Below are 20,377 nucleotides of genomic sequence, written 5' to 3'. Positions count from 1 at the left end.
GCGTTACTCCTCTGCGCCACGATGATAAGGTAATCCGGCCTGAATGCTCCAGGCGCGGTATAGCTGTTCGGCCAGGACCACCCGCACCACAGGGTGTGCCATGGTCAGGGTGGACAGTGACCACTGCCAGTCGGCGCGCAGGTCGGGGTCCAGTCCGTCTGGACCACCAATCCAGAAGGTAACGTCGCGCCCCCCCAGAAACCAGCCATCGAACCGCTGTGCCAAGGCCTCACTGCTGAGCATTTTGCCCCCGACTTCCAGGGCAACGGTTTCGGAGCCTGCGGGTGTGGCATTGTGCAGTCGCTCTCCTTCCTCTTTGCGCCAGCGCAGCGGATCGCCGCTTTTACCCCTTTTGGCCATGGGCAAGGCCAGCCACTCTACCCGACACTGGGGCGGCATTCTTGCGGCATATTCTGCCACGCCACTGTCCACCCAGGCAGGCATTTTAGTGCCGATAGCCAAAATGCGTAGACGCATGGGGAATCAGTGGCGTTCGTTTTGACCGCGCAACTGCGGAAGTTCTCCCCAGAGGCGTTCCAATTGATAAAAGTCACGGACTTCGGGGCGCATGACGTGTACCACGACATCGCCCAGATCCACCAGTGCCCAGTCTCCTACGTTGAGGCCCTCTTTTCCCAGAGGGCGGACCCCCTCTTCGCGCATGCGCGCCATGACGTGATCCGCCAGTGCCTTGAGATGGCGGTCGGAAGTACCGGAAGCAATGATCAGATAGTCGGTGATATCCGTTTGTTGGCGGACGTCGATGGTTTTGATATCCAGGGCTTTGTGTTCATCGAGAACGGTCACGATCAAATCGCGGAGGTTTTCTGCTGTTGCCAAGTGCAATGGTCCTTTTGTCGAGTTACGGGCTTTGATAGAGCCCCTCGCGCTCAATATAATCCAATACTTCGTCGGGTAACAGAAAGCACGGGCTTTGACCGTTGGCCAGCAGGCTGCGAATACTGGTCGCGGAAATCTCCAGGGCCGTGATGGTCTGAAAAAAAATGGATCCGGCAGGTTGTTGGCAGAGCTGGTGGATATCGTCGCAGCGCCGCTGATAGAGCGTTTGGCGCAGGGCTTCGGGGAGCTCTGCCGCGGGCCAGCCAGGTCGTCCGGTGACAATCAGGTGGGTCAATTCCAGGATTTCCTGCCAGTCCCGCCAGGTGTCAAAACGTAAAAAAGCATCCATGCCAATGACCATGGCCAGCAGGGCATCGGGCCGTTCCTGACGCAGGCTGCGGAGGGTATCCACGGTATAGGACGGACCCTCACGGCGGACTTCCCGGTCGCTCACCATAAAACGGGGATGATGGGCGACGGCAATGCGGGTCATGGCCAGGCGATGGAGAGCGGCGGCCCAGGGGCTCTTACGATGGGGAGGATGTCCGGCGGGGATCAGCATGACCTCGGCGATGTTGAGGGCCTGGCGCACTTCCTCAACGGCACGCAGATGCCCGTAGTGGATGGGATCGAAAGTCCCTCCCAAAATCACCAGATCATTGCCTCTGCTCATGTTCATGGGCTGAATATAGCGAAGGGCAAAGGCAGGGGGAAGTCAGCGGGGAAAGCCAGCAGACAAAAAGCCTGCCCAGCGGCTATGATGGGGACTGTTGTATAAGCGATCAGGGATTCAGGTGGGGAATTCAGTCAAGGGTAGTTTCGGACAGCGGGTGCAGGTGTGGTTGATCATCGGAATGTTGCGCGGAGCCGCCTTATTGCCGGCCCCATGGCGGGCATTTTCTGGTGCTGTGCTGGGCGATACGGCCAGGCTGATCCTGGCCCGTCCTCGGAGGGTGGTCGCCGCTAATCTGGCCATTGCTTTTCCAGAATTATCCGCCGCGCAGCGTCAGATGCTGCTGCAGCAGCATTTTCGATCCCTGGGTCAGGCCGCCCTGGAGCTTGGCCCCTTATGGTTCTGGCCCTTGCCCCGTGCCTTGGGCCTGATTCGCGAAGTGGTCGGAGTCGAGGCCGTAGATGCCGCCCTGGCCCAAGGCCGTGGGGTGATCCTGTTTACGGCCCACTTGGGGGCCTGGGAGGCGGCGGTTCAATTCATTGGCCAGCGCTGGCCGGTGACGGTACTCTATATGGAAACCCGTAATCCTGTGCTGAATCAATTGATGGCGGCTGGCCGAGGGCGCAGCGGTGCGCGCCTGACGGCCAAGGAAGAGGGCATCCGCCCCCTCTTGCAGACCTTGCGGCGCCAACAGGTGGTGGGAATTTTGCCGGACCAGAATGTGGATCCCCGGGAAGGTGACTATGCGCCATTTTTCGGGCGGCCTGCCTGTACCACCCCCTTGCTGGGACGGCTGGCCCAGCGCCGGCAGAGTCCGGTGTTTGGTCTTTTTGCCTATCGGCTGCCAGGGGGACAAGGTTTTCGTCTGGAATTTGTGCCCATGCCGGAAAACTTTCCGACAGATGAGGCGGTAGCCGATGCAACGGCCATGAATGTGGTGCTGGAAAGCGCTATCCGCAAGGCCCCTGAACAATACTGGTGGGTCCACCGTCGTTTCAAGGATCAGCCGGAAGGTTGGGATTATCCCTATTGAACGGAGTATCTGAAAACTATTTGCTGCCAGGTCTTGAAAATATTTGTTGGGATCCCCACTAACTATGGCATGGTGAGCAGATCACCCTGACTGAAACAAGGAGATACCCATGGTTGAAGAAAATGTGAAGTCCACCACCCCGGCGATGCGTTCTGTAGATCCCGTAGAGCAGTTTTTTGATTCTTTGTTGCCTGGCGTTTTTCGTCCGGTAAATATCGGAAGCCAGGGAGCGGTGGGAAGAGGAAGTATTGCCCATATTGACGTTCTGGATCGGGATAACGAAATTGTGATCCGCGCGGAAGTCCCGGGTATGGATAAGGACAAGCTGGATGTGCAGGTGCATGGTAACCAGGTGTACATCAGCGGCAGCAAGGAAGAGAACAAGACTGAAGAAGAGGGCAAATATATTTATCGTGAACGCCGTTATGGAGAGTTTTCACGCACCGTGCAGTTGCCCGTAGAGGTTGATGCCAGCCAAAGCAAGGCGTCTTATAAGGAAGGGGTTCTGGAACTGGTATTACCCAAGGCGGAATCGGCAAAAAGACGGAAAATCAGCGTGGAATAAAGCCATCAGAATCCGTCTTGCATAAGTGGGTCGGTGCCTTATCCGGCCCATTTTTCAATGCTTATTTGCCAATACAGAAACGTGAAAAGATCTCTCCGAGCAGCTCTTCCACATCTATTTTGCCGGTGACCTGGGCCAAGGCATGGGCGGCTTCCCGCAGGTTTTGTGCCAGCAGTTCCGGAAGGCCAACGGCCTGTTGCAGACGGACGGCCTCGGTTACTTTTTCCATCGCTTTGGAGAGGGCCTCCACATGGCGTTCACGTGCGCTGAAGGCGCAGACATTGTGGTCCATACCCATCCGCCCCATGATCTGCGCTCTGAGCCTGTCCATACCCTGCCCTTTCAGGGCAGAAATGGCGCAGATGTCTTCATCTACAGGCGCTTTGGGAAGCGTGGTGACCAGATCCCGCTTGTTCCAGACGAGCAAGCGGGGAATGGGGGGCAGTGCGTCGACAATGGACTGATCGTCTTGCTGCCAACCCGCCTGGGCGTCAGCGACCAGCAAGACCAACTGGGCACTGTGGAGAATCTGCCGGGCGCGGGAAATGCCTTCCGCCTCCACCAGATCATCCGATTCCCGGAGCCCTGCCGTATCGATGAGCTCAATGGGCAAACCCTCCAGCAGAATTTCCTCGCGTAGCAAATCCCGGGTGGTCCCCGGAATCGGGGTGACAATGGCGGCATCCCGTTGGGCCAGGGCATTCATCAGGCTGGATTTGCCCACATTGGGGCGACCGGCAATGATCACCCGCCCGCCCCGGGCGAGGCGGGCACCCTGGCGGGCTTGTTGTTGCAATTGCAGCAGTTGCTGCTGTAAAGCGGCGAGCCCGTCGCGCACCGCTATTTCGTGGGTATCACCGAGGTCTTCCTCGCTGAAGTCCAGACTGGCCTCCACCAGCGCAAGGAGACGCAATAATTGTGCATGAATCGCCTCCACCGCCTGGGAAAAGGCCCCTTCCAGACTGGCCGCAGCGGCACGCACCTGGGCTTCACTGCGGGCATGAATGAGATCTGCCACCGCCTCGGCCTGGGCCAGATCCAGGCGACCATTGAGAAAGGCTCTTTCGGTGAATTCACCGGGGCGTGCCATTCGGGCTCCATGCTTTACGCATGCCCGCAGCAATGCGGCCAGAGCCAGCGGGCTGCCGTGTCCCTGTAACTCCACCACGTCTTCTCCGGTGTAACTATGGGGTGCGGGAAAATAGAGGGTAATCCCGTGATCTATCCTCAGTCCATCCGGACTGTAAAAGCGGCGGAATTGGGCCTGTCGGGCTGGCCAGGGCTGGCTGCGTGGGCTTTGGCCACAGAGGCTCTGGCCAATCCCCAAGGCCTTCGGACCGGAGAGGCGCACAATACCAACCCCGCCCTCTCCAGGCGGCGTGGCAATGGCGACGATGGTGTCTCCCTGTTCATAGGACATCGCGGAACCCTGCGCTAGCTCTGGAGGCCAGGTCCGGTGGCCCGGCCCGGAAAAGAGCTGCCGCCACTTAGTCCTTGGCGGCCATGATATGCCGGGTGATCAGGTATTGCTGACCAATGGACACGACGTTGTTGGTCAACCAGTAAAGCACCAGACCTGCCGGGAAGAAGGAGAAAAACACCGCGAAAATAACCGGCAGTGCCGACATGATTTTTTTCTGCATCGGATCGACGGGTGCGGGATTGAGGCGCTGCTGGAAAAACATGGAAATGCCCATGAGCAGTGGCAGAATAAAATAAGGATCCGGCACCGCCAGATTGTGAATCCAGAGAATGAACGGCGCCTGACGCAGGGACACGCTTTCCACCAGCACCCAGTACAGGGCAATGAAAAAAGGCATTTGCAGCAGGATGGGCAAACAGCCCGCCATCGGGTTGACTTTTTCCGTGCGGTAGAGATCCATCATGGCGGCGCCCAGCTTCTGACGATCATCCCCACATTCTTTTTTCAGTTTCTCCAGTTTGGGCTGGAGCTTACGCATATTGGCCATGGATCGATAGCTAATGGCCGAGGGATAAAAGAAAATCGCCTTGATGACAATGACCAGAAAAATGATGGCCAGACCCCAGTTGCCGACCAGGCTATGAAACCACTTGAGGACCAGATGCATGGGTTCGGCGATAATGGCAAACCAGCCATAATCCACGGTTTGTTCCAGGCCCCGTCCCAGAGCGGCCAGTCGGCTCTGCTGTTTGGGGCCGAGGAAAACCTGCTGGGTAATACGGGCACTCTGCCCAGGAGCCAGAGTCGGCAGGGGCGTGTTCACCCCGGCCACATAATTGCTTCCCGAGGGGCGCGCATACACCTGCACATGGGCTTGTTCGGGAGGCAGGATCGCCGCCAGAAAGTAGTGATCCATCATTCCCGCCCAGCCGGGGCCAGCTTCCAGGCGCGGGTGATCGCGCATGTCACTAAAGCTCACCTCGCTGAAGTTGCCACTGTGCATCAGCACGGCGCCCGTAAAAATGGACATGAACATGTGGCTTTCGGCGCGGTCGTTGCGCAGGATCTGGTCAAAATAACTGCCGTTCCAGGCTTGGGTGCCGGTGTTGGTAATCTGGATATGCTCTTCCGCAAGGTAACTGTCCGGCTGGAAAGTCCATGTCTTACTGACCGTCAAAGGCCCGGCCTTGCCCTTCAGGACGAATGAACCGGCGCTGCTCGAATGCGGGGTTTCTTCGACAAACTGGGGAATAAGCAGTTGTCCATCACTGCCTATGAAACCACTTTGCTGGATGGTCAGTTTGGCCGGAGTGGTATCGAGAATGGGGTAAGGCTTGGGATTATTGGTGGCTGAAGGATAATCGCGCAGGCCGAGATTCTGGATGTCGCCGCCATGAAGGCTGATCTGGCCCGTAAAAACCCGGGTTTCGAAAGGAATCGTCGGACCTTTGACCGGGGCAATGGCCTGAGCCACCGGTGCGGCAGTTGTGCTGGGCGGAGATGAAACCACGGGAGCGGTGCTGGGCGTCACCGCCTTGCTGACGGTACTGGGAGCGGGGGGCACGGATTTCGGCACGTTTTGTTCTTGCCAGGCCTGAAACAGCAAAAAAATGACCACGGCCAACGCAATGACAAGAAAGGTTTTCTGATTTTCCATGGAGCCCCAGTGTGTTTTAAGGAACAGGATCCACACCGCCTGCGTGCCAGGGATGGCAGCGGCCGATGCGCTTGATACCTAGCCAGGAACCTTTGACAATGCCATAGCGTTCAATGGCCTGGCAAGTGTATTCAGAGCAGGTTGGATAAAAACGGCAATGATGGCCCAGCAAGGGGCTGATGGCATATTGGTAGGTGCGAACCGCGAGCACGGCGGCGCGACGCGCTCTCATGCCTTCCCCAACAGTTGCCGGAAATAAACCCCCATGGCTCGCATGCTGAGCTTTTTCGCCCCGTTACGGGCCACTACCATGACATCCTGCCCGGCCGAGCGCTGTTCTTGCAGACGAAAAGCTTCACGCAGACGCCGTTTGACGCGGTTACGAATGACGGCATTCCCGACCTTGCGGCTCACGGCCAGACCCAGTCGAGGATGGGAAACAGAGTTGGGAAGGGTATACATGGTCAACTCGGGAAAAACTTTTTTGCGCCCCTGTTGAATGGTGCGCTGGATAAGCGCTTTCTGGCGGAGGCGATCCTCGCGGGTGAAGCGATGGGGATGCGCCGGCGCCGGATGCATATGCTTACGGACAGAGACGCTGACGGCCCTTGGCGCGCCGACGTTTCAGAACAAGGCGCCCGGACTTGGTGGCCATGCGGGCCCGAAAGCCGTGGGTACGCTTGCGATGGGTAATGCTGGGTTGAAAAGTACGCTTCATTGGAACACTTCCTGCGGGTAAATCCTAAGGGCTGAGAAGATAAGGAGATGCTGCCAGAAAGTCAAGGCGTTGAATGGTGGCGCATGGTTCACGACGCTAGCGAATGATGGGTTTGTAGCGCAAACGGTGCGGTTTGGCCCCTTCTTCGCCAAGGCGGCGTTTTTTGTCGGCTTCATATTCATGATAATTACCGGCAAAAAATTCGACGTGTCCATCCCCTTCAAAGGCGATGATGTGGGTGGCGATACGATCCAGAAACCAGCGATCATGGGAGATCACCAGAATGCTGCCGGCAAATTCTAAAAGGGCATCTTCCAGGGCGCGCAAGGTTTCCACATCCAGATCATTGGAGGGTTCGTCGAGCAGCAGAACATTCCCACCAGCGATCAGGGTCTTGGCGAGATGCAGGCGGCCGCGTTCTCCGCCGGATAGTTGCCCGACCAGTTTCTGCTGGTCGTTGCCCTTGAAGTTGAAGCGACCACAATAGGCCCGGGACTGAATCTCGAATTTGCCGACGGTGAGAATATCCAGACCCCCGGAAATTTCTTCCCAGACGTTGTTCTTGGCGGCCAGGGCATCGCGGGACTGGTCCACGTAAGCCATTTTTACCGTAGGGCCAATGCTGACCGTTCCACTATCGGGTTGTTCCTGGCCGACGATCATCCGGAAGAACGTGGACTTACCCGCTCCATTGGGACCAATGACGCCGACAATGGCCCCCGGTGGAATCTTGAAACTGAGATTCTCAAACAGCAGGCGGTCGCCAAAGCCTTTACTGACCTCCTTGAATTCAATGACTTCATTGCCGAGTCGCTCGGCTACGGGAATGAATATTTCCGAAGTTTCATTGCGGGTCTGGTATTCATAGGAACTGAGTTCTTCAAAACGGGCAAGGCGCGCCTTGCTTTTGCTTTGCCGCCCCTTGGCATTCTGGCGCACCCATTCCAGCTCCTGCTGCATGGCCTTGATGCGCGAGGCTTCACTGCGCGCCTCCTGTTCCAGACGCTTTTCCTTTTGATCCAGCCAGGCGGAGTAGTTGCCCTTATAGGGAATTCCGCGGCCGCGATCCAGTTCCAGAATCCACTCGGCGGCATTATCCAGGAAATAGCGGTCATGGGTGACGGCGACCACGGTACCGCTGAAGCGTTGCAGATATTGTTCCAGCCACTCCACCGACTCGGCATCGAGATGGTTGGTGGGTTCGTCGAGCAGGAGCATGTCGGGGCGGCTGATGAGCAGGCGACAGAGGGCGATGCGCCGTTTTTCTCCTCCCGAAAGCGGTCCCACCAGGGCATCCCAGGGCGCCAGACGCAAGGCATCGGCGGCCACTTCCATCTGTTGTTCGGCCTGGTGTCCGTCACTGGCGGCGACTATGGCTTCCAGGCGGCCTTGCTCGGCAGCCAGGGCGTCGAAGTCGGCATCCGGTTCGGCATAGGCCGCATAAACGGCTTCCAGTTGCTGCTGGGCATCGAGGATATCGCCCAGTCCTTCCTCGACGACCTGGCGGACGGTTTTGTTGGGATCGACGCTGGGTTCCTGAGGAAGATAGCCAATTTTCAGGTTCGGCATGGGGAGGGCCTCCCCCTCGAACTCGCGATCCACACCGGCCATGATTTTCATCAGGGTGGATTTCCCCGAGCCGTTCAAGCCCAGGACGCCGATTTTTGCGCCAGGAAAGAAGGAGAGAGAGATATCCTTGAGCAGTACGCGTTTGGGGGGGACGGTTTTGCTCAGGTGATTCATGGTAAATACGTATTGCGCCATGGCGTTTCCCGTTCGAAAGCGTGGTGGGCTGATTGGCCCAGGAGTGTAGCGCAGACGGCGGCGCTTGTGGACACCCTGGAACATCCGGAGCTTTATCCTGTTTGTTGATGCCGGAACAAAATGCCCGGCGTTGCAGCAGACAGCATTTCTTGAAGCCCATATGTTTCCGTCGCGGAGGCCTGGGCGATTCAGGTTTTGTGAGAGAAATGCGCAAAAAGTTCCGGTAGCCGGCGTGGCGCCATGGACAGGCGCCGAATGCCGCAATCGACCAATAATGGCGCAATTTGGGGATCTCCGGCCGCTTCTCCGCAAATGGAAACCGGAACCTGACTATCCCGGACAAGGTTTCGACATAATTCCAGTACCGCCGGATGCGCTGCATTCCCCAAGGGATCGAGCAGCGCGTTGCTACGGTCACTGGCCAGGGTGTATTGGGTCAGATCATTACTGCCGATGGAGACAAAATCCGCGAGGCCATTAAAGCGATCCATGCAGAGGGCCACTGCCGGAACTTCGGCCATGATGCCGAGAGCTACCGGCCAGCGATGCGGCTGTCCGGCCGCTTCCAGGGCGTGGTGAGCCTGCTCCAGAATGCCATGGGCTTCACGCAATTCTTCGGGGTTGGTGACCATGGGCAACATGATGGAGAGCTGGTGGTCCCGGCCAGCCCGCAGCATGGCGCGCAGTTGCAAGGCAAAAATATCGGGAAAGGCGAGCAGGGCCCTCAGGCCGCGACGGCCGAGGGCAGGATTGGCTTCGTCGCCCAGGGGCATAAACCCTAAAGGCTTATCGGCCCCGGCATCCAGCGCGCGCACAACGATGGGCCGGCCCTGCATGGGGGCCATGACCTGGCCCAAGGCCTGGAGCTGACTTTCTTCATCGGGCAAGGTTTTTTGATCAAGAAAAAAGAACTCGGTACGGAGCAGGCCGATGCCCCTGGCACCTAGGCGTCTGGCTGTGTCGGCTTCAGCAGTGCTGGCGACATTGGCCCAGAGTTCCAGGCGGCTGCCATCGTTCAGGATGAGCTGGCCATAATCTCCCTTTTCCGGCAGCTTATGTCCAGCGGATTCACGTTCAAGCAACTTTTCGAGGGTCTTGGGATCGGGGTCCAGCCAGAATTCTCCCGTTGCGCCGTCCATGGCCACAGTGCGGGCATTGGCCAGGTCAGGGTTCCCGGCGTTGATGATATAGGGAATGCCGGCGCCCCGCAGGAGGATGGCCGCGTGAGAATGCTCGCTGCCATGACGATCTATGACGCCGAGAACTTGCTGGGGATCGAGGTGCAGCGCGATGGAAGGCAGCAGATCATCCACCAGTAAAATGGCGGGTGGTCCAGAGCAGGGCGTATTTTCCGCAACAACACCCATGGCCTGAAGGACCCGATGACCGAGGTCGCGCAAATCTGCAGCACGGGCACGAACAATGGGGTCGCTGAGGGCATCGATTTGTGCTGCAGCCTGGGTAATGACCTGCGCCCAGGCCGGGGCTGCCTTCAGATGTTCTTCCTGAATCTTTTTGCGGGTTTGTTCCAGCAGGACGGGATCCCGCAAGAGCAGGTCCTGGGCGGCCAATATGGGGTGATCGCTGAGTTGTTGCTGTACTTGTTCCACCGCTGCTTGAAATTGCCGGAGGGATTTTGTGCTGTCGGGATCGTGGGTTGCGGGAATGGCAGCCAATAGTGAATCCCGGATGAGGAGAGGTCCCTGGGCAAAACCGGCAACGGCACCCCTCGGACCCGAGGGGACTTTTGGGGTGGCCATGGGTGTGAAATTTTCCGCTGGCTGCGCTTGCAGGGTCTGTGCTGCGGCATCCAGGAAAGCGGCGGCATCCGCACCCGAGGTTTCGATAATGATCTCCTCTCCCTGGCGCAGATCGAGACCGAGCATGGCCGTGAGGCTGGCGGCAGAAACGGCATGCTCAGGATGCCGCGCGGCGCGGATGAAACTGGGCGTCGGCCGGGCCAGAGCGAGCTTTGCCAATGCGGCTGCCGGGCGCAGATGCAAGCCCGCCGGATCGGACAAGCGCAAGCTGCGCTGCAGTTCCGGGGCAAGCGGGGGTACCTGCGGAGTCTGTCCAGTGTTGACGTTGTCGGAGGCGAGTTGTTGTTGCTTCATGCGCAGGCCGTTTTCCGCTTCCTGGCGCACTGCCGGCAAGGCAGCCCCGCCGCTGGCAGCCAGAGCAGCGGCCATGGCACCTTCCACAAAGGGTCCACTGCTCATCTGAACCCGTGCCCTGAGAGAATCTGCCAGCAAGTCCAGCGCCATTTCCGTGCTCAGAAGTGCGCTACCCATATCCATGAGAATCAAGGTTCCGGCGGGGCTGTCCAGCCCCTCGATGGCGGCCTGTATCGCCAGGGCATCGGTGCCCAAATCCACTCCCCCCTCTCCGCTGCCCGCGGCAATCGCCAGACGCAGATCCGACCCGGTAACCTGACGGATGAGCGCTGCTGTGGCCTGGGCCAGGGCCCGACTGTGAGAGACCAGGACAATGCCTACCGTATTGATTTTGGATCCGACTGCTGCCATGGCTTAACGGATTGCCAGACAATCCAGGAGCAGACTGGCGGAACTGGCGCCAGGATCGACATGTCCTATGGCGCGTTCGCCCAGATAACTGGCCCGGCCTTTGCGGGCGATCAGGGGAATGGTCGCGTCCCGGCCCTCCCGGGCTTTTTGGGCGGCCACGTCCATTTTGGCATGGCCGACCAGGGCGCTGATGGCTGGCTCCAGGGCATCGACCATGGTCTTGTCTCCCGGTTCGGCCTTGCCCAGTTTCTGGATGCCTGCCAGCCCTGCCTGCAAGCACCGTGTCAGGGTGGCATCGTCCAGTTCCCTCTGCTCCCCGGCTATTTTGCCGGCTTCGAGAAAAAAGCTGCCATACAGTGGCCCGGAAGCTCCTCCTACCGTACTGATCAGGGTCATGCCCACCAGTTTGAACAGGCTGGCAGGTGTTTCAGGGGAATGGGCCTGGAGTTTTTCGCGGACCTTGGCAAAGCCCCGGGCCAGGTTGCTGCCATGATCGCCATCGCCAATGGCCGCATCCAGGGCATTCAGTTCGGCCAGATGGGACTTGAATTGTTCTTCGGCACAAATCATCCATTGCATCAGGGTGGCCACAGCATATGCCATAACACGGCTCCTCTATTTACAAACCCCAGCGCAGTGCCGGGGTACAGACCGGGGCATCCCAATAGGAACGCATGGATTCATCCAGGCGCAAGAGGGTGATGGAGACCCCGGCCATATCCAGACTGGTCATGTAGGAGCCGACCAGCCTTCTTGAGACCTTGAGGCCATGCCGGCTGGCCAGGGTTTCGGCGGCGCGATAGACAATATTCAGCTCCAGAAGCGTGGTGGCTCCCAGCCCATTGACAAAAAGCAGGACCTCATCGCCCTTTTTGAAGGGCAAGTCCTCAACAATGGGCAGCATCAGCATTTCCGTCAAGGTATCAGCCGGTTGCCAGGGAATGCGTTGTCGGCCCGGTTCACCATGAATGCCAATACCAAACTCTATTTCATTCTCCCCCAGGGTAAAGCTGGCTTGACCGGTTTCCGGGTTGGTACAGGGGCTCAGCGCCAAGCCCATGGAACGGGCAGAGGCATTTACCGATGTGCACAGTGCCGCCACAGCATCCAGACTGGCGCCGGCCTCTGCGGCGGCGCCACAGATTTTTTCGGCGAGCACGGTGGCCCCGACACCCCGCCGCCCTGCGGTATACAGGGAGTCCTGGACGGCGACATCGTCATCGATGATCACCTGTCGCACGGCCACCCCCGCTTCCTGGAGAAGGTCTGCGGCGAGCTGAAAATTGAGGACATCGCCGGTGTAGTTCTTGACGATGTGCAGCACCCCCGAACCCCCCTGCACGGCCTGGGAAGCAGCGAGGATCTGATCCGGGGTCGGGCTGGTGAAGATCGCTCCCGGGCAGGCCGCAGCCAGCATTCCGTGCCCGACGAAACCGCCATGCATGGGTTCATGGCCTGATCCGCCGCCGGAAACGATCGCCACCTTGCCTGCTGGAGGGATCCCTTTTCGACGAATATAGTTGGGATCACGGTGGACTTCCACCAAGTCGCCGTAAGCCAGGGCCATGCCTTCCAGCGCCTCGGCGACCACCTTTTCTGGCTGATTGCGTAATTGCTTCATCTTCCATTCTCCTCGCCGCGCACGGGTTCGCGGACATCATCAAGGGCCTGCGGTCACTTCACGAGCGGGACGCCCCGACCCTAGGGTTCCACCTCGGGCTGTTGTTTCGGCAAGGCTGCGGCCCGCGCCCGGAGGGTCCGGCTGATGCCCCATTCATATACCAATGCCGCCAGACTGGCGCCAATGAGTGGGCCCAGGATGGGCACCCACCAATACCCATGCGGCCCCGGAAAGGCATTGGGTCCCCAGCCCTGCAACCAACAGAACAGGCGCGGACCGAAGTCTCTGGCGGGATTGATGGCATAGCCGGTCCCCGTTCCAAACGATATCCCGATGGCCGCCACCGCCAAGCCGATGAGCAGGGGTGCCAGGTTCGCTCCCGGGCCGACGTTCGTGGTATCGATGAGGGCCAGCACGAAAAGCATCAGAAAGAAGGTGGCGATGATCTGGTCCAGTAGGGCGAGGCCCATCTGGTTTCCGTAATAGGCAGCGGGAAAGGTGCCGAAAATGCTGAAGGTCGTCAATCCTCCCGGGGAAGCCCGGGATACGACATGATTGGCCAGGTTCCAGGCATTGATGGCCCGAAAATAATCGTAATAAACGAGGGCGGCGCCAGCAAAACAGCCAATTACCTGGGCAACCCAGTAGGGGATAACCTTTCTCCAGGGGAAATTGCCCTTGATGGCAAAACCCAGGGTGACCGCCGGATTGATGTGTGCCCCGGATACACCGCCAGCCACATAGACCGCCATGGCCACGGCGAAGGCCCACCCCCAGACAATGATCATCCAGCCCCCGGCCCCCTGAAAGATCACCACGGTGCGATGGGACTCTGTGAGCCCCACCACCGCCGCGGCCACGCTACCCGCCCCAAAAGCGATCAATACGAAACATCCCAGGAACTCGGCGAGCATTTCGGCCCAGACCGATTCCGCCCGCCAGCCTTTTTTGACGCCGAAATTTACCGATGTGTTTTCATCCATCTTTATGGTCTCCTTCTATCTTAGACTTGGTCAACCCACGCAAAAGAGCGGGTGACGGCTTTTTTCCACGACTGGTAATAATGATCACGATCGGTGTCACCCATTTTGGGTTCCCAGGTTTTGTCAATGCGCCAATTGGCGCGGAGATCTTCAATGTTATGCCAGTAACCCACGGCCAGACCGGCGGCATAGGCAGAGCCCAGCGCCGTGGTTTCGATCATTTGGGGGCGCAATACCGGCACTTTCAGCATGTCTGACTGGAATTGCATCAACAGTTCATTCACCACCATGCCGCCATCGGTGCGCAGGCTGCTGAGGGGGATTCCGCTATCCATTTGCATCGCTTCGACCACATCGCGCACCTGATAGGCCGTGGATTCCAGGGCAGCCCGGGCAATATGCGCCTTGTTGGCAAAGCGGGTCAGTCCGGCGATGACACCCCGAGCATCATCCTTCCAATAAGGGGCATACAGGCCGGAAAAGGCCGGGACGACATACACGTCCCCATTGTTTTCCACGCTGCGAGCCAGGGGCTCGATTTGCCCGGCCACATCGAAAAAGTGGAGGTTATCACGCAGCCACTGGACCAGCGCCCCCGTGATGGCTATGGCGCCTTCCAGTGCGTAGCGCGGCTTTTCGTCACCAAACTGATAAGCCAAGGTGGTCAGCAGTCCGGCATTGGATTGCACCGGCTCGGTGCCCGTATTCATGAGCAGAAAGGAGCCGGTCCCGTAGGTGTTTTTCGCTTCCCCTGGGGCGAAACAGGTCTGGCCCACCAGGGCGGCCTGTTGATCGCCGAGCATCCCGGCCAGCTGGGTGCCATGTAGTGGCGCAGTGGTGATTTCTCCATAAGGAGAAGAGGAAGGCACAATTTTGGGCAGACAAGCTTCGGGAATTTTGAACTGCATGAGCATGTCCTTATCCCAGTTGCAGGTCTGCAGGTCCATGAGCATGGTACGGCTGGCGTTGCTGACATCGGTCACATGAACGCCGCCATTCGCACCGCCGGTGAGGTTCCAGGCCAACCAGGTATTGATATTGCCAAAGAGGGCATCGCCCCTTTCCGCCAGGCGCCGGGCGCCTTCCACATTTTCCAGAATCCACAAAAGCTTGAGCCCGGAAAAATAGGTCGCCAGAGGCAGGCCGGTTTTTGCGCGGAACCTTCCCTGCCCGCCATCTCGCGCAAAACGCTGTACCAGTTGGTCGGTGCGGGCATCCATCCACACCAGGGCGTTGCCGAGAGGGCGGCCGGTATGGCGATCCCAAAGGACCGTGGTTTCCCGTTGATTGGTGATGCCTACGGCGGCGAGGTCGTCGGCGCTGAGATTGGCACGGGCGAGGGCGGCACCGATCACCTCATTGGTGTTATTGAGGATCTCCATCGGATCGTGCTCCACCCAACCAGGGGCGGGGTAGATCTGTTCATGTTCTTTTTGCGCTACAGAAACGATATGGGCTTGTTTGTCAAAAACAATAAAACGGGTACTGGTGGTTCCCTGGTCAATGGCCCCTACATATTTTGACATAGTGATTTCCTCCGCAGTAAAAACAAATCAAGGCAAAGTAGTGGCACCTCCTTGCCGGATTTTTTCGGCGATTTCCGATGATTGTAGATAGGTCTCCAGTTTTTTCGGGGTATCTTCAGGGACATGCAAGGCCATTTTGGAACGCCGCCATAAAATATCCTCTGGCTCTCGCGCCCACTCCTGTGTCACCAGATAGTCCACCTCGGCCTGGGTCAGGCCCGCAGCAAAATCCTGACCCAGATCTTCCATCTGTCGGGCATTGCCGAGGATTTTCAGGGCGCGGGTCCCATAGGCTCGGGCCAGACGATAAGCGAGATGTGCCGGTAAAAATGGATATTGTTCAGACAGACTGCGAACAAAGCCGGAAAAATCGCCATGAGGAATGTCTCCACCGGGTAAGGGCGCGTTGGCTGTCCAGCTCTGGTCTTTGGGATGACCCAGAACGGGCTGCAACAGGGATAGCGCATGCTCGGCAAGGCGTCGATAGGTGGTGATTTTGCCGCCGAATACCGAGAGCAGCGGAGGGGTGTCTCCGCCTCCTTGCATATCCAGCACATAATCCCGAGTGACAGCAGAGGCATTGGTGGCGTGGTCATCATAGAGGGGACGTACGCCGGAATAGCTACGAACGACATCGTCGGGATGTACCGGAGTCCGGAAATACCGGGACACACTCTCGCACAGATAGGCGGTTTCCTCCGCCGAAATCTGGACCTGCGCAGGGTCTCCTTCATAGGGAATATCGGTGGTCCCTATGAGGGTGTACTCGTACTCGTAGGGGATCGCAAAGATGATGCGATGGTCGGGGTTTTGTAGAATGAAAGCATAATCCCCCTCATAGAGACGGGGAACAATGATGTGGCTGCCCTTGACCTTGCGCACGGTTTTTTGGCTTTTGATCCCGAGTTCGTTGCTCAGAACCTCTCCCACCCAGGGTCCCGCCGCATTGATCAGTGCCCGGGCGTGAACCGTTTCTGTCTGGCCAGTGCTTTTATGGATCAACTGGGCTGCCCATAGTTGCTTTTCCGGGTGCGCCGATAGCAGTTTGGTGTGCGTCAGAATTTTCGCGCCCCTTTCCGCAGCATCCAGAGCATTGAGGGCGACCAGTCGGCTATCTTCCACCCAGCAGTCGGCATAGGTGAACCCCTGGGTATAGGTGGGTTTGAGAACCTGAACGGCCGGATGTGGTCCAAAATGCACAGCCTTGGACGCGGGTAAGCGGCTGCGGGGTGCGAGATGGTCATAGAGGAAGAGACCCGCACGGATTAGCCAGGCAGAACGGCTTTCGGGACCTTGCGGTAACACGAACTCCAGTGGCCAGATGATGTGAGGGGCGATGCCCAGCAGCCTTTCCCTTTCCATGAGGGCTTCGCGCACCAGACGAAATTCATAGTACTCCAGATAGCGCAATCCACCATGAATGAGCTTGGTACTGGCGGAAGAAGTATGTGCAGCCAGATCATCCTGCTCGACCAGCAGTACCGAGAGTTTTCTGCCGCTGGCATCCCGGGCAATCCCGGCGCCATTGATTCCACCACCTATAATCAGTAAGTCAAAGGGTTGGGACACTCATCCTCCTCGCTATGATTTGCATGCGTATGGCAAGACAGGGCCGAATCTGCGGCGTTGAAACGCGCACACACAAACACGCGTTTATAGATAGTTCATAATAGGCAATAAGGCAAGGTGAAAAGAACGCTTTGGACATTATGCCGCTAGTTGGTTGGCGGGGGATTTATCGGTTACGGTGCCATGCTTGGGGGTAGAGACGTCACACCCACGCTCGCGCGGAAGGTCGTTAAGGATTGGCTTGGCCAGCTCTTTGACCCGGCCCCTCCCTTTGTCGACAAGGTCAACGTCATCAACCGGTACGAGCACATGGTTGCCAAGGGATCTAGACCGGGTGGCACCCCGGAGCCCTCTGACCTGCGACATTAAACTATCCCGCCGAAAAACCGCCGTCGACATTCAGACAAACCCCGTGAATCATTGCGGCGCTCTCACTTAGGAGAAATACGATGGCGGCAGCGACTTCCTGACTTTCCGCAAATCGCCCGAGAGGAATCCGGGCCTTCATAGCCGCCGCTGCCGTCGGATCAGACCACGCCAACTCGGCCATCGGCGTTTTGGTGACGACCGGATTAACGCTGTTGACACGGATTTTGTGGCCCCCCAATTCGATAGCCATTACCCTGGTCAATGCATCCAATGCAGCTTTGGATGCACAGTATGCAGCGTGCTTGGGAGTCCCTACTGAACTGGCGAGGCTTGAAACATTGACAATAGCACCAGGATTGGATGTCTCTATCCAATGACAAGCGAGAATTTGAGCGAGACGCATCGGAGCAAGGGCATTCACCCGCATCGTCCGTTCAAAATTTTCCGCTGACGTTGCCAAAAAGGGGGATGGTTCCACGATCCCCGCACAGTTAACGAGATAGTCAATGGGAAAAAATTCTTTTAACTTCTTGTCTATCGCTTCGATGTTAACTAGATCGAAACAGATTATGTCGCAACCTATTTCACTTTGTAGAATTTTTAGCGCCGCGGCGTTACGGCCGAGAGCAATTGTATGGCCACCTTCAACCCGCAGCCTCTGCGCCGTTGCCCGTCCAATCCCTTGAGTGGCTCCAGTAACTAATATGCGCTTACCGTTGAATAGCATGTTAATACCTCTACTCAAGGTTAGTGTGATTGTTGCGCATTACCTCTTCGGAAATCAGCAGTTTCATTTGCATTCTAGAAACCAGATATTCCGAAAAAACAAATAACGCCCCTTCATATGCGCTGCCTAGTGGTAAACACGCCTCTGCATCAGGTGCGTCATGCATGGTTCGTGCAGCAAGTACAAGGCAACGCGAAACATTTCCACGCAGGGATGCTGCGGGGTTGCCGGTAATTAAGGCTATATTGGCATTTTCGGCCTTTGCTATCGCAGTCAGAGCCCCAACTGTTGCAAATTGGCCAGGCCCGGCACTTACCATAAGCCAGTCACCGCCGTTGATTGCCGGTGTGGTTACATCCCCAACAAAGTGCGCCGCAAGTCCCAAATGGTATAACCGCATTGTTAGGGCCCGCATCATCAGGCCTTCGCGACCGACTCCATAGAGGAATATATGTTTGGCTCGGCAAAGGTCATTGACCAATGCATCGACTTCACCGGGTTCAAGACGGGCGATCGGCTCTGTGATTTGCTTACACATTTGGTGAAGCCATTGGGCAAGACTCTGTTGGGCGGACATATTAACACGCCGACGCGGTTAACTTACATATCGAAACTGCTGGGCACTATAATGACATCACGAATCGTGATATTGCGTGGGCGTGTTAACATAAACATGATTGTATCGGCTACTTCGGTGGGTTCCATGAGACTGCCTGCCTCCTTCAATTTCCGAAGATTCTCTTCTGGCCAGTCCGATAACAACGCACTGTTGACTGGCCCAGGCGAGACTTCGCCAATACGAATCCCATGCTTGAACACCTGTCTGCGTGTGGTTTGCACAAAGCACCTGATTGCCCATTTTGACGATGCATAAACAGGTTCCCATGGAACCGGGTAATGGCCAGCAACCGAGCCTGTTACAATAATATCCCCAGTGCCACGTTCAATCATATGAGGAAGTATATCGCGGACATTTTTCATTACCACGTTGACATTTAGATTGAGCAAGTTATCGATTCTGTGCGAATCCGCATCAATCAGGTCGCCACCGATATAAATTCCGGCATTTGCGTGAAAAATATCGATATGCCCAGCTTTCTCAAGTAGCTTCGTAATCAACGAGTCACAGGCTTGCACGTCCAGTAGATCAGCTATCAAGGGGATGGCTCTGTCTCCAAACTTTTGCGCAATAGCCATTGTGGCTGGCTTGTCTCGATCAATTAACACCACACGGGCCCCTGCCGACAGCATTGCCTCGGCGGACGCCAGACCGATACCCGAAGCTGCTCCCGTTATCGCAGCAACCTTCCCTTCTAGTTCGTTGGTCATATTCACTCTCCTTTTTTACGAGATATAACAATACCACTTTATCGAAGCCAGCATTTCCGGAACGTATCCAGTAAAATACCGGTATGAGCTATCCAGAAAGAAATGCCTGGCAACCCCTACAAAAACCCGTTGATCGCAGCAAAAAACGGAGGGTAATAGCCACTCATTGATACTACGGCGTTAGAGTGGCCTCCATCCCTGCGGAAAACTGGGCTGGCTTCACTTTACCGCCCCCAGTGTGAGCCCGCGGGCAATGTGTTTATGAATAATCACTCCAGCGATAACTACCGGGGCACAGATCATCACTCCGCTAGCCATTACTTTGCTCCATGGAATCAGATAGCCTCCCAGGTAGGCAATAGCAATCGTCGACGCGGTACGTTCATGTTGCCCTGGCATGAGGATGAAGGCATATAGCAGGTCATTCCAAGCGAAGATAGCAGACAAAATCATGGCCACCACAATACCAGGTTTGGTTAGTGGCAAACTGATACGTAGGAATATCCCAAGTCGGTTTAAGCCGTCCAACTTGGCGGCCTCTTCCAGTACGATGGGAATCGAGCGAAATTGATCGACCAGCAGCCAGACCATCAAAGGCACTACGAATACTTGAAAGATCAGGATCAATAGTATGGGGTTATTAATGAGATTTAGCTTGCTGGCTACCAGATAGAAAGGTATGAGTACCACCATGGGCACCAACATCCAATTAGTTACATACCAAAACCATATTTCCTTACGGCCTTTGAAATTGAATCTAGCGATCCCATATGCTGCCGGTGCGGATACTAGAAGACCAAGCAAGATTGAACCGCCGGTGACGATGAGCGAGACCAATAACGCTCTAGGCATGCCAGCCTTTTCGATGGTATAAATGTAACTTTGTAGGGTGGGCTTCCATAACCAGATTGGTGGTATACTGAATATCTCGTTGTCCGTCTTTAAGGACGCGCTGACCATCCAATAAACCGGGAAGAGAATAATGGCCAATATAAGAAAAACCACCAAAGCATGTATCGTTTTCTTGAAATCATATTTGCTCATTTTTTCCTCGG

General features: G+C 56.9%; 21 protein-coding genes. 2 read left to right on the top strand and 19 right to left on the bottom strand.

What is annotated here, in order from left to right:
* Nucleotides 1-3: 3 nt before the first annotated feature.
* Genes rlmH through nadD form a run of 3 tightly spaced genes read right to left on the bottom strand, consistent with a single transcriptional unit; the run spans nucleotide 4 to nucleotide 1,519 of the window.
* A complete protein-coding gene (rlmH, locus tag ACJU26_RS15600; protein ID WP_414040515.1) occupies nucleotides 4-477 on the bottom strand; it encodes a 23S rRNA (pseudouridine(1915)-N(3))-methyltransferase RlmH in 474 nt (157 codons plus the stop codon).
* Nucleotides 478-483: 6 nt separating this feature from the next.
* Nucleotides 484-840 carry a ribosome silencing factor gene (gene rsfS / locus ACJU26_RS15595; RefSeq protein ID WP_414040514.1) on the bottom strand — a complete coding sequence of 119 codons (357 nt, stop codon included), beginning with the start codon at nucleotides 838-840 and terminating at the stop codon, nucleotides 484-486.
* A 22-nt stretch (nucleotides 841-862) separates the two neighbouring features.
* On the bottom strand, nucleotides 863-1,519 hold the full coding sequence (nadD, locus tag ACJU26_RS15590) for a nicotinate-nucleotide adenylyltransferase (RefSeq protein WP_414040513.1): 657 nt from the start codon (nucleotides 1,517-1,519) through the stop codon (nucleotides 863-865).
* 115 nt (nucleotides 1,520-1,634) lie between these two features.
* On the opposite strand from nadD, the gene ACJU26_RS15585 reads away from it, so the two are divergent.
* Complete coding sequence (locus tag ACJU26_RS15585; protein WP_414040512.1) at nucleotides 1,635-2,546, top strand: lysophospholipid acyltransferase family protein; 912 nt, start codon at nucleotides 1,635-1,637, stop codon at nucleotides 2,544-2,546.
* A 109-nt stretch (nucleotides 2,547-2,655) separates the two neighbouring features.
* Nucleotides 2,656-3,111, top strand: coding sequence for an Hsp20/alpha crystallin family protein (locus tag ACJU26_RS15580; protein ID WP_414040511.1), 456 nt, complete (start codon nucleotides 2,656-2,658; stop codon nucleotides 3,109-3,111).
* 61 nt (nucleotides 3,112-3,172) lie between these two features.
* On the opposite strand, the gene mnmE is transcribed toward ACJU26_RS15580, so the two are convergent.
* From mnmE to ACJU26_RS15500, 16 genes are all read right to left on the bottom strand, one after another.
* Nucleotides 3,173-4,531 carry a tRNA uridine-5-carboxymethylaminomethyl(34) synthesis GTPase MnmE gene (mnmE, locus tag ACJU26_RS15575; protein WP_414040510.1) on the bottom strand — a complete coding sequence of 453 codons (1,359 nt, stop codon included), beginning with the start codon at nucleotides 4,529-4,531 and terminating at the stop codon, nucleotides 3,173-3,175.
* Between the two features lie 67 nt (nucleotides 4,532-4,598).
* Nucleotides 4,599-6,191, bottom strand: coding sequence for a membrane protein insertase YidC (yidC, locus tag ACJU26_RS15570; RefSeq protein ID WP_414040509.1), 1,593 nt, complete (start codon nucleotides 6,189-6,191; stop codon nucleotides 4,599-4,601).
* A 16-nt stretch (nucleotides 6,192-6,207) separates the two neighbouring features.
* A complete protein-coding gene (yidD, locus tag ACJU26_RS15565) occupies nucleotides 6,208-6,423 on the bottom strand; it encodes a membrane protein insertion efficiency factor YidD (protein ID WP_414040508.1) in 216 nt (71 codons plus the stop codon).
* Entirely contained in the window at nucleotides 6,420-6,770 is a 351-nt protein-coding gene (gene rnpA, locus ACJU26_RS15560) for a ribonuclease P protein component (RefSeq protein WP_414040507.1), read from the bottom strand. The genes yidD and rnpA overlap by 4 nt, the downstream gene beginning before the upstream one ends.
* Nucleotides 6,771-6,774: 4 nt before the next feature.
* Nucleotides 6,775-6,909 carry a 50S ribosomal protein L34 gene (rpmH, locus tag ACJU26_RS15555; RefSeq protein ID WP_024894327.1) on the bottom strand — a complete coding sequence of 45 codons (135 nt, stop codon included), beginning with the start codon at nucleotides 6,907-6,909 and terminating at the stop codon, nucleotides 6,775-6,777.
* A gap of 96 nt (nucleotides 6,910-7,005) precedes the next feature.
* Nucleotides 7,006-8,673 (bottom strand): energy-dependent translational throttle protein EttA, encoded by a 1,668-nt coding sequence (ettA, locus tag ACJU26_RS15550; RefSeq protein WP_414040506.1) that lies wholly within the window; start codon nucleotides 8,671-8,673, stop codon nucleotides 7,006-7,008.
* A 188-nt stretch (nucleotides 8,674-8,861) separates the two neighbouring features.
* Nucleotides 8,862-11,198 (bottom strand): dihydroxyacetone kinase phosphoryl donor subunit DhaM, encoded by a 2,337-nt coding sequence (gene dhaM / locus ACJU26_RS15545; RefSeq protein ID WP_414040505.1) that lies wholly within the window; start codon nucleotides 11,196-11,198, stop codon nucleotides 8,862-8,864.
* A 3-nt stretch (nucleotides 11,199-11,201) separates the two neighbouring features.
* Nucleotides 11,202-11,801, bottom strand: a complete 600-nt coding sequence (gene dhaL / locus ACJU26_RS15540) for a dihydroxyacetone kinase subunit DhaL (RefSeq protein WP_414040504.1) — start codon at nucleotides 11,799-11,801, stop codon at nucleotides 11,202-11,204.
* 16 nt (nucleotides 11,802-11,817) lie between these two features.
* Nucleotides 11,818-12,819, bottom strand: coding sequence for a dihydroxyacetone kinase subunit DhaK (dhaK, locus tag ACJU26_RS15535; RefSeq protein WP_414040503.1), 1,002 nt, complete (start codon nucleotides 12,817-12,819; stop codon nucleotides 11,818-11,820).
* Nucleotides 12,820-12,899: 80 nt separating this feature from the next.
* Nucleotides 12,900-13,802: an MIP/aquaporin family protein gene (locus tag ACJU26_RS15530; protein WP_414040502.1), complete on the bottom strand. Its 903-nt coding sequence runs from the start codon at nucleotides 13,800-13,802 to the stop codon at nucleotides 12,900-12,902.
* A 20-nt stretch (nucleotides 13,803-13,822) separates the two neighbouring features.
* Nucleotides 13,823-15,328, bottom strand: coding sequence for a glycerol kinase GlpK (gene glpK, locus ACJU26_RS15525; RefSeq protein ID WP_414040501.1), 1,506 nt, complete (start codon nucleotides 15,326-15,328; stop codon nucleotides 13,823-13,825).
* A 27-nt stretch (nucleotides 15,329-15,355) separates the two neighbouring features.
* Nucleotides 15,356-16,897: a glycerol-3-phosphate dehydrogenase gene (gene glpD / locus ACJU26_RS15520; protein ID WP_414040500.1), complete on the bottom strand. Its 1,542-nt coding sequence runs from the start codon at nucleotides 16,895-16,897 to the stop codon at nucleotides 15,356-15,358.
* A gap of 370 nt (nucleotides 16,898-17,267) precedes the next feature.
* Nucleotides 17,268-17,993, bottom strand: coding sequence for an SDR family oxidoreductase (locus ACJU26_RS15515; protein ID WP_414040499.1), 726 nt, complete (start codon nucleotides 17,991-17,993; stop codon nucleotides 17,268-17,270).
* 10 nt (nucleotides 17,994-18,003) lie between these two features.
* Nucleotides 18,004-18,570, bottom strand: coding sequence for a hypothetical protein (locus ACJU26_RS15510; RefSeq protein ID WP_414040498.1), 567 nt, complete (start codon nucleotides 18,568-18,570; stop codon nucleotides 18,004-18,006).
* Between the two features lie 23 nt (nucleotides 18,571-18,593).
* Nucleotides 18,594-19,322 carry an SDR family oxidoreductase gene (locus ACJU26_RS15505; RefSeq protein WP_414040497.1) on the bottom strand — a complete coding sequence of 243 codons (729 nt, stop codon included), beginning with the start codon at nucleotides 19,320-19,322 and terminating at the stop codon, nucleotides 18,594-18,596.
* A 219-nt stretch (nucleotides 19,323-19,541) separates the two neighbouring features.
* Complete coding sequence (locus ACJU26_RS15500; RefSeq protein ID WP_414040496.1) at nucleotides 19,542-20,366, bottom strand: carbohydrate ABC transporter permease; 825 nt, start codon at nucleotides 20,364-20,366, stop codon at nucleotides 19,542-19,544.
* Nucleotides 20,367-20,377: the final 11 nt, after the last annotated feature.

Origin of the sequence: Acidithiobacillus sp. M4-SHS-6 (genome assembly GCF_047421495.1) — a bacterium.
In the GTDB taxonomy this organism is placed as follows: Bacteria; Pseudomonadota; Gammaproteobacteria; order Acidithiobacillales; family Acidithiobacillaceae; genus Acidithiobacillus.
The sequence above is the reverse complement of the archived record's forward strand: the minus strand, read 5'-3'. Positions and strand labels throughout refer to the sequence as shown.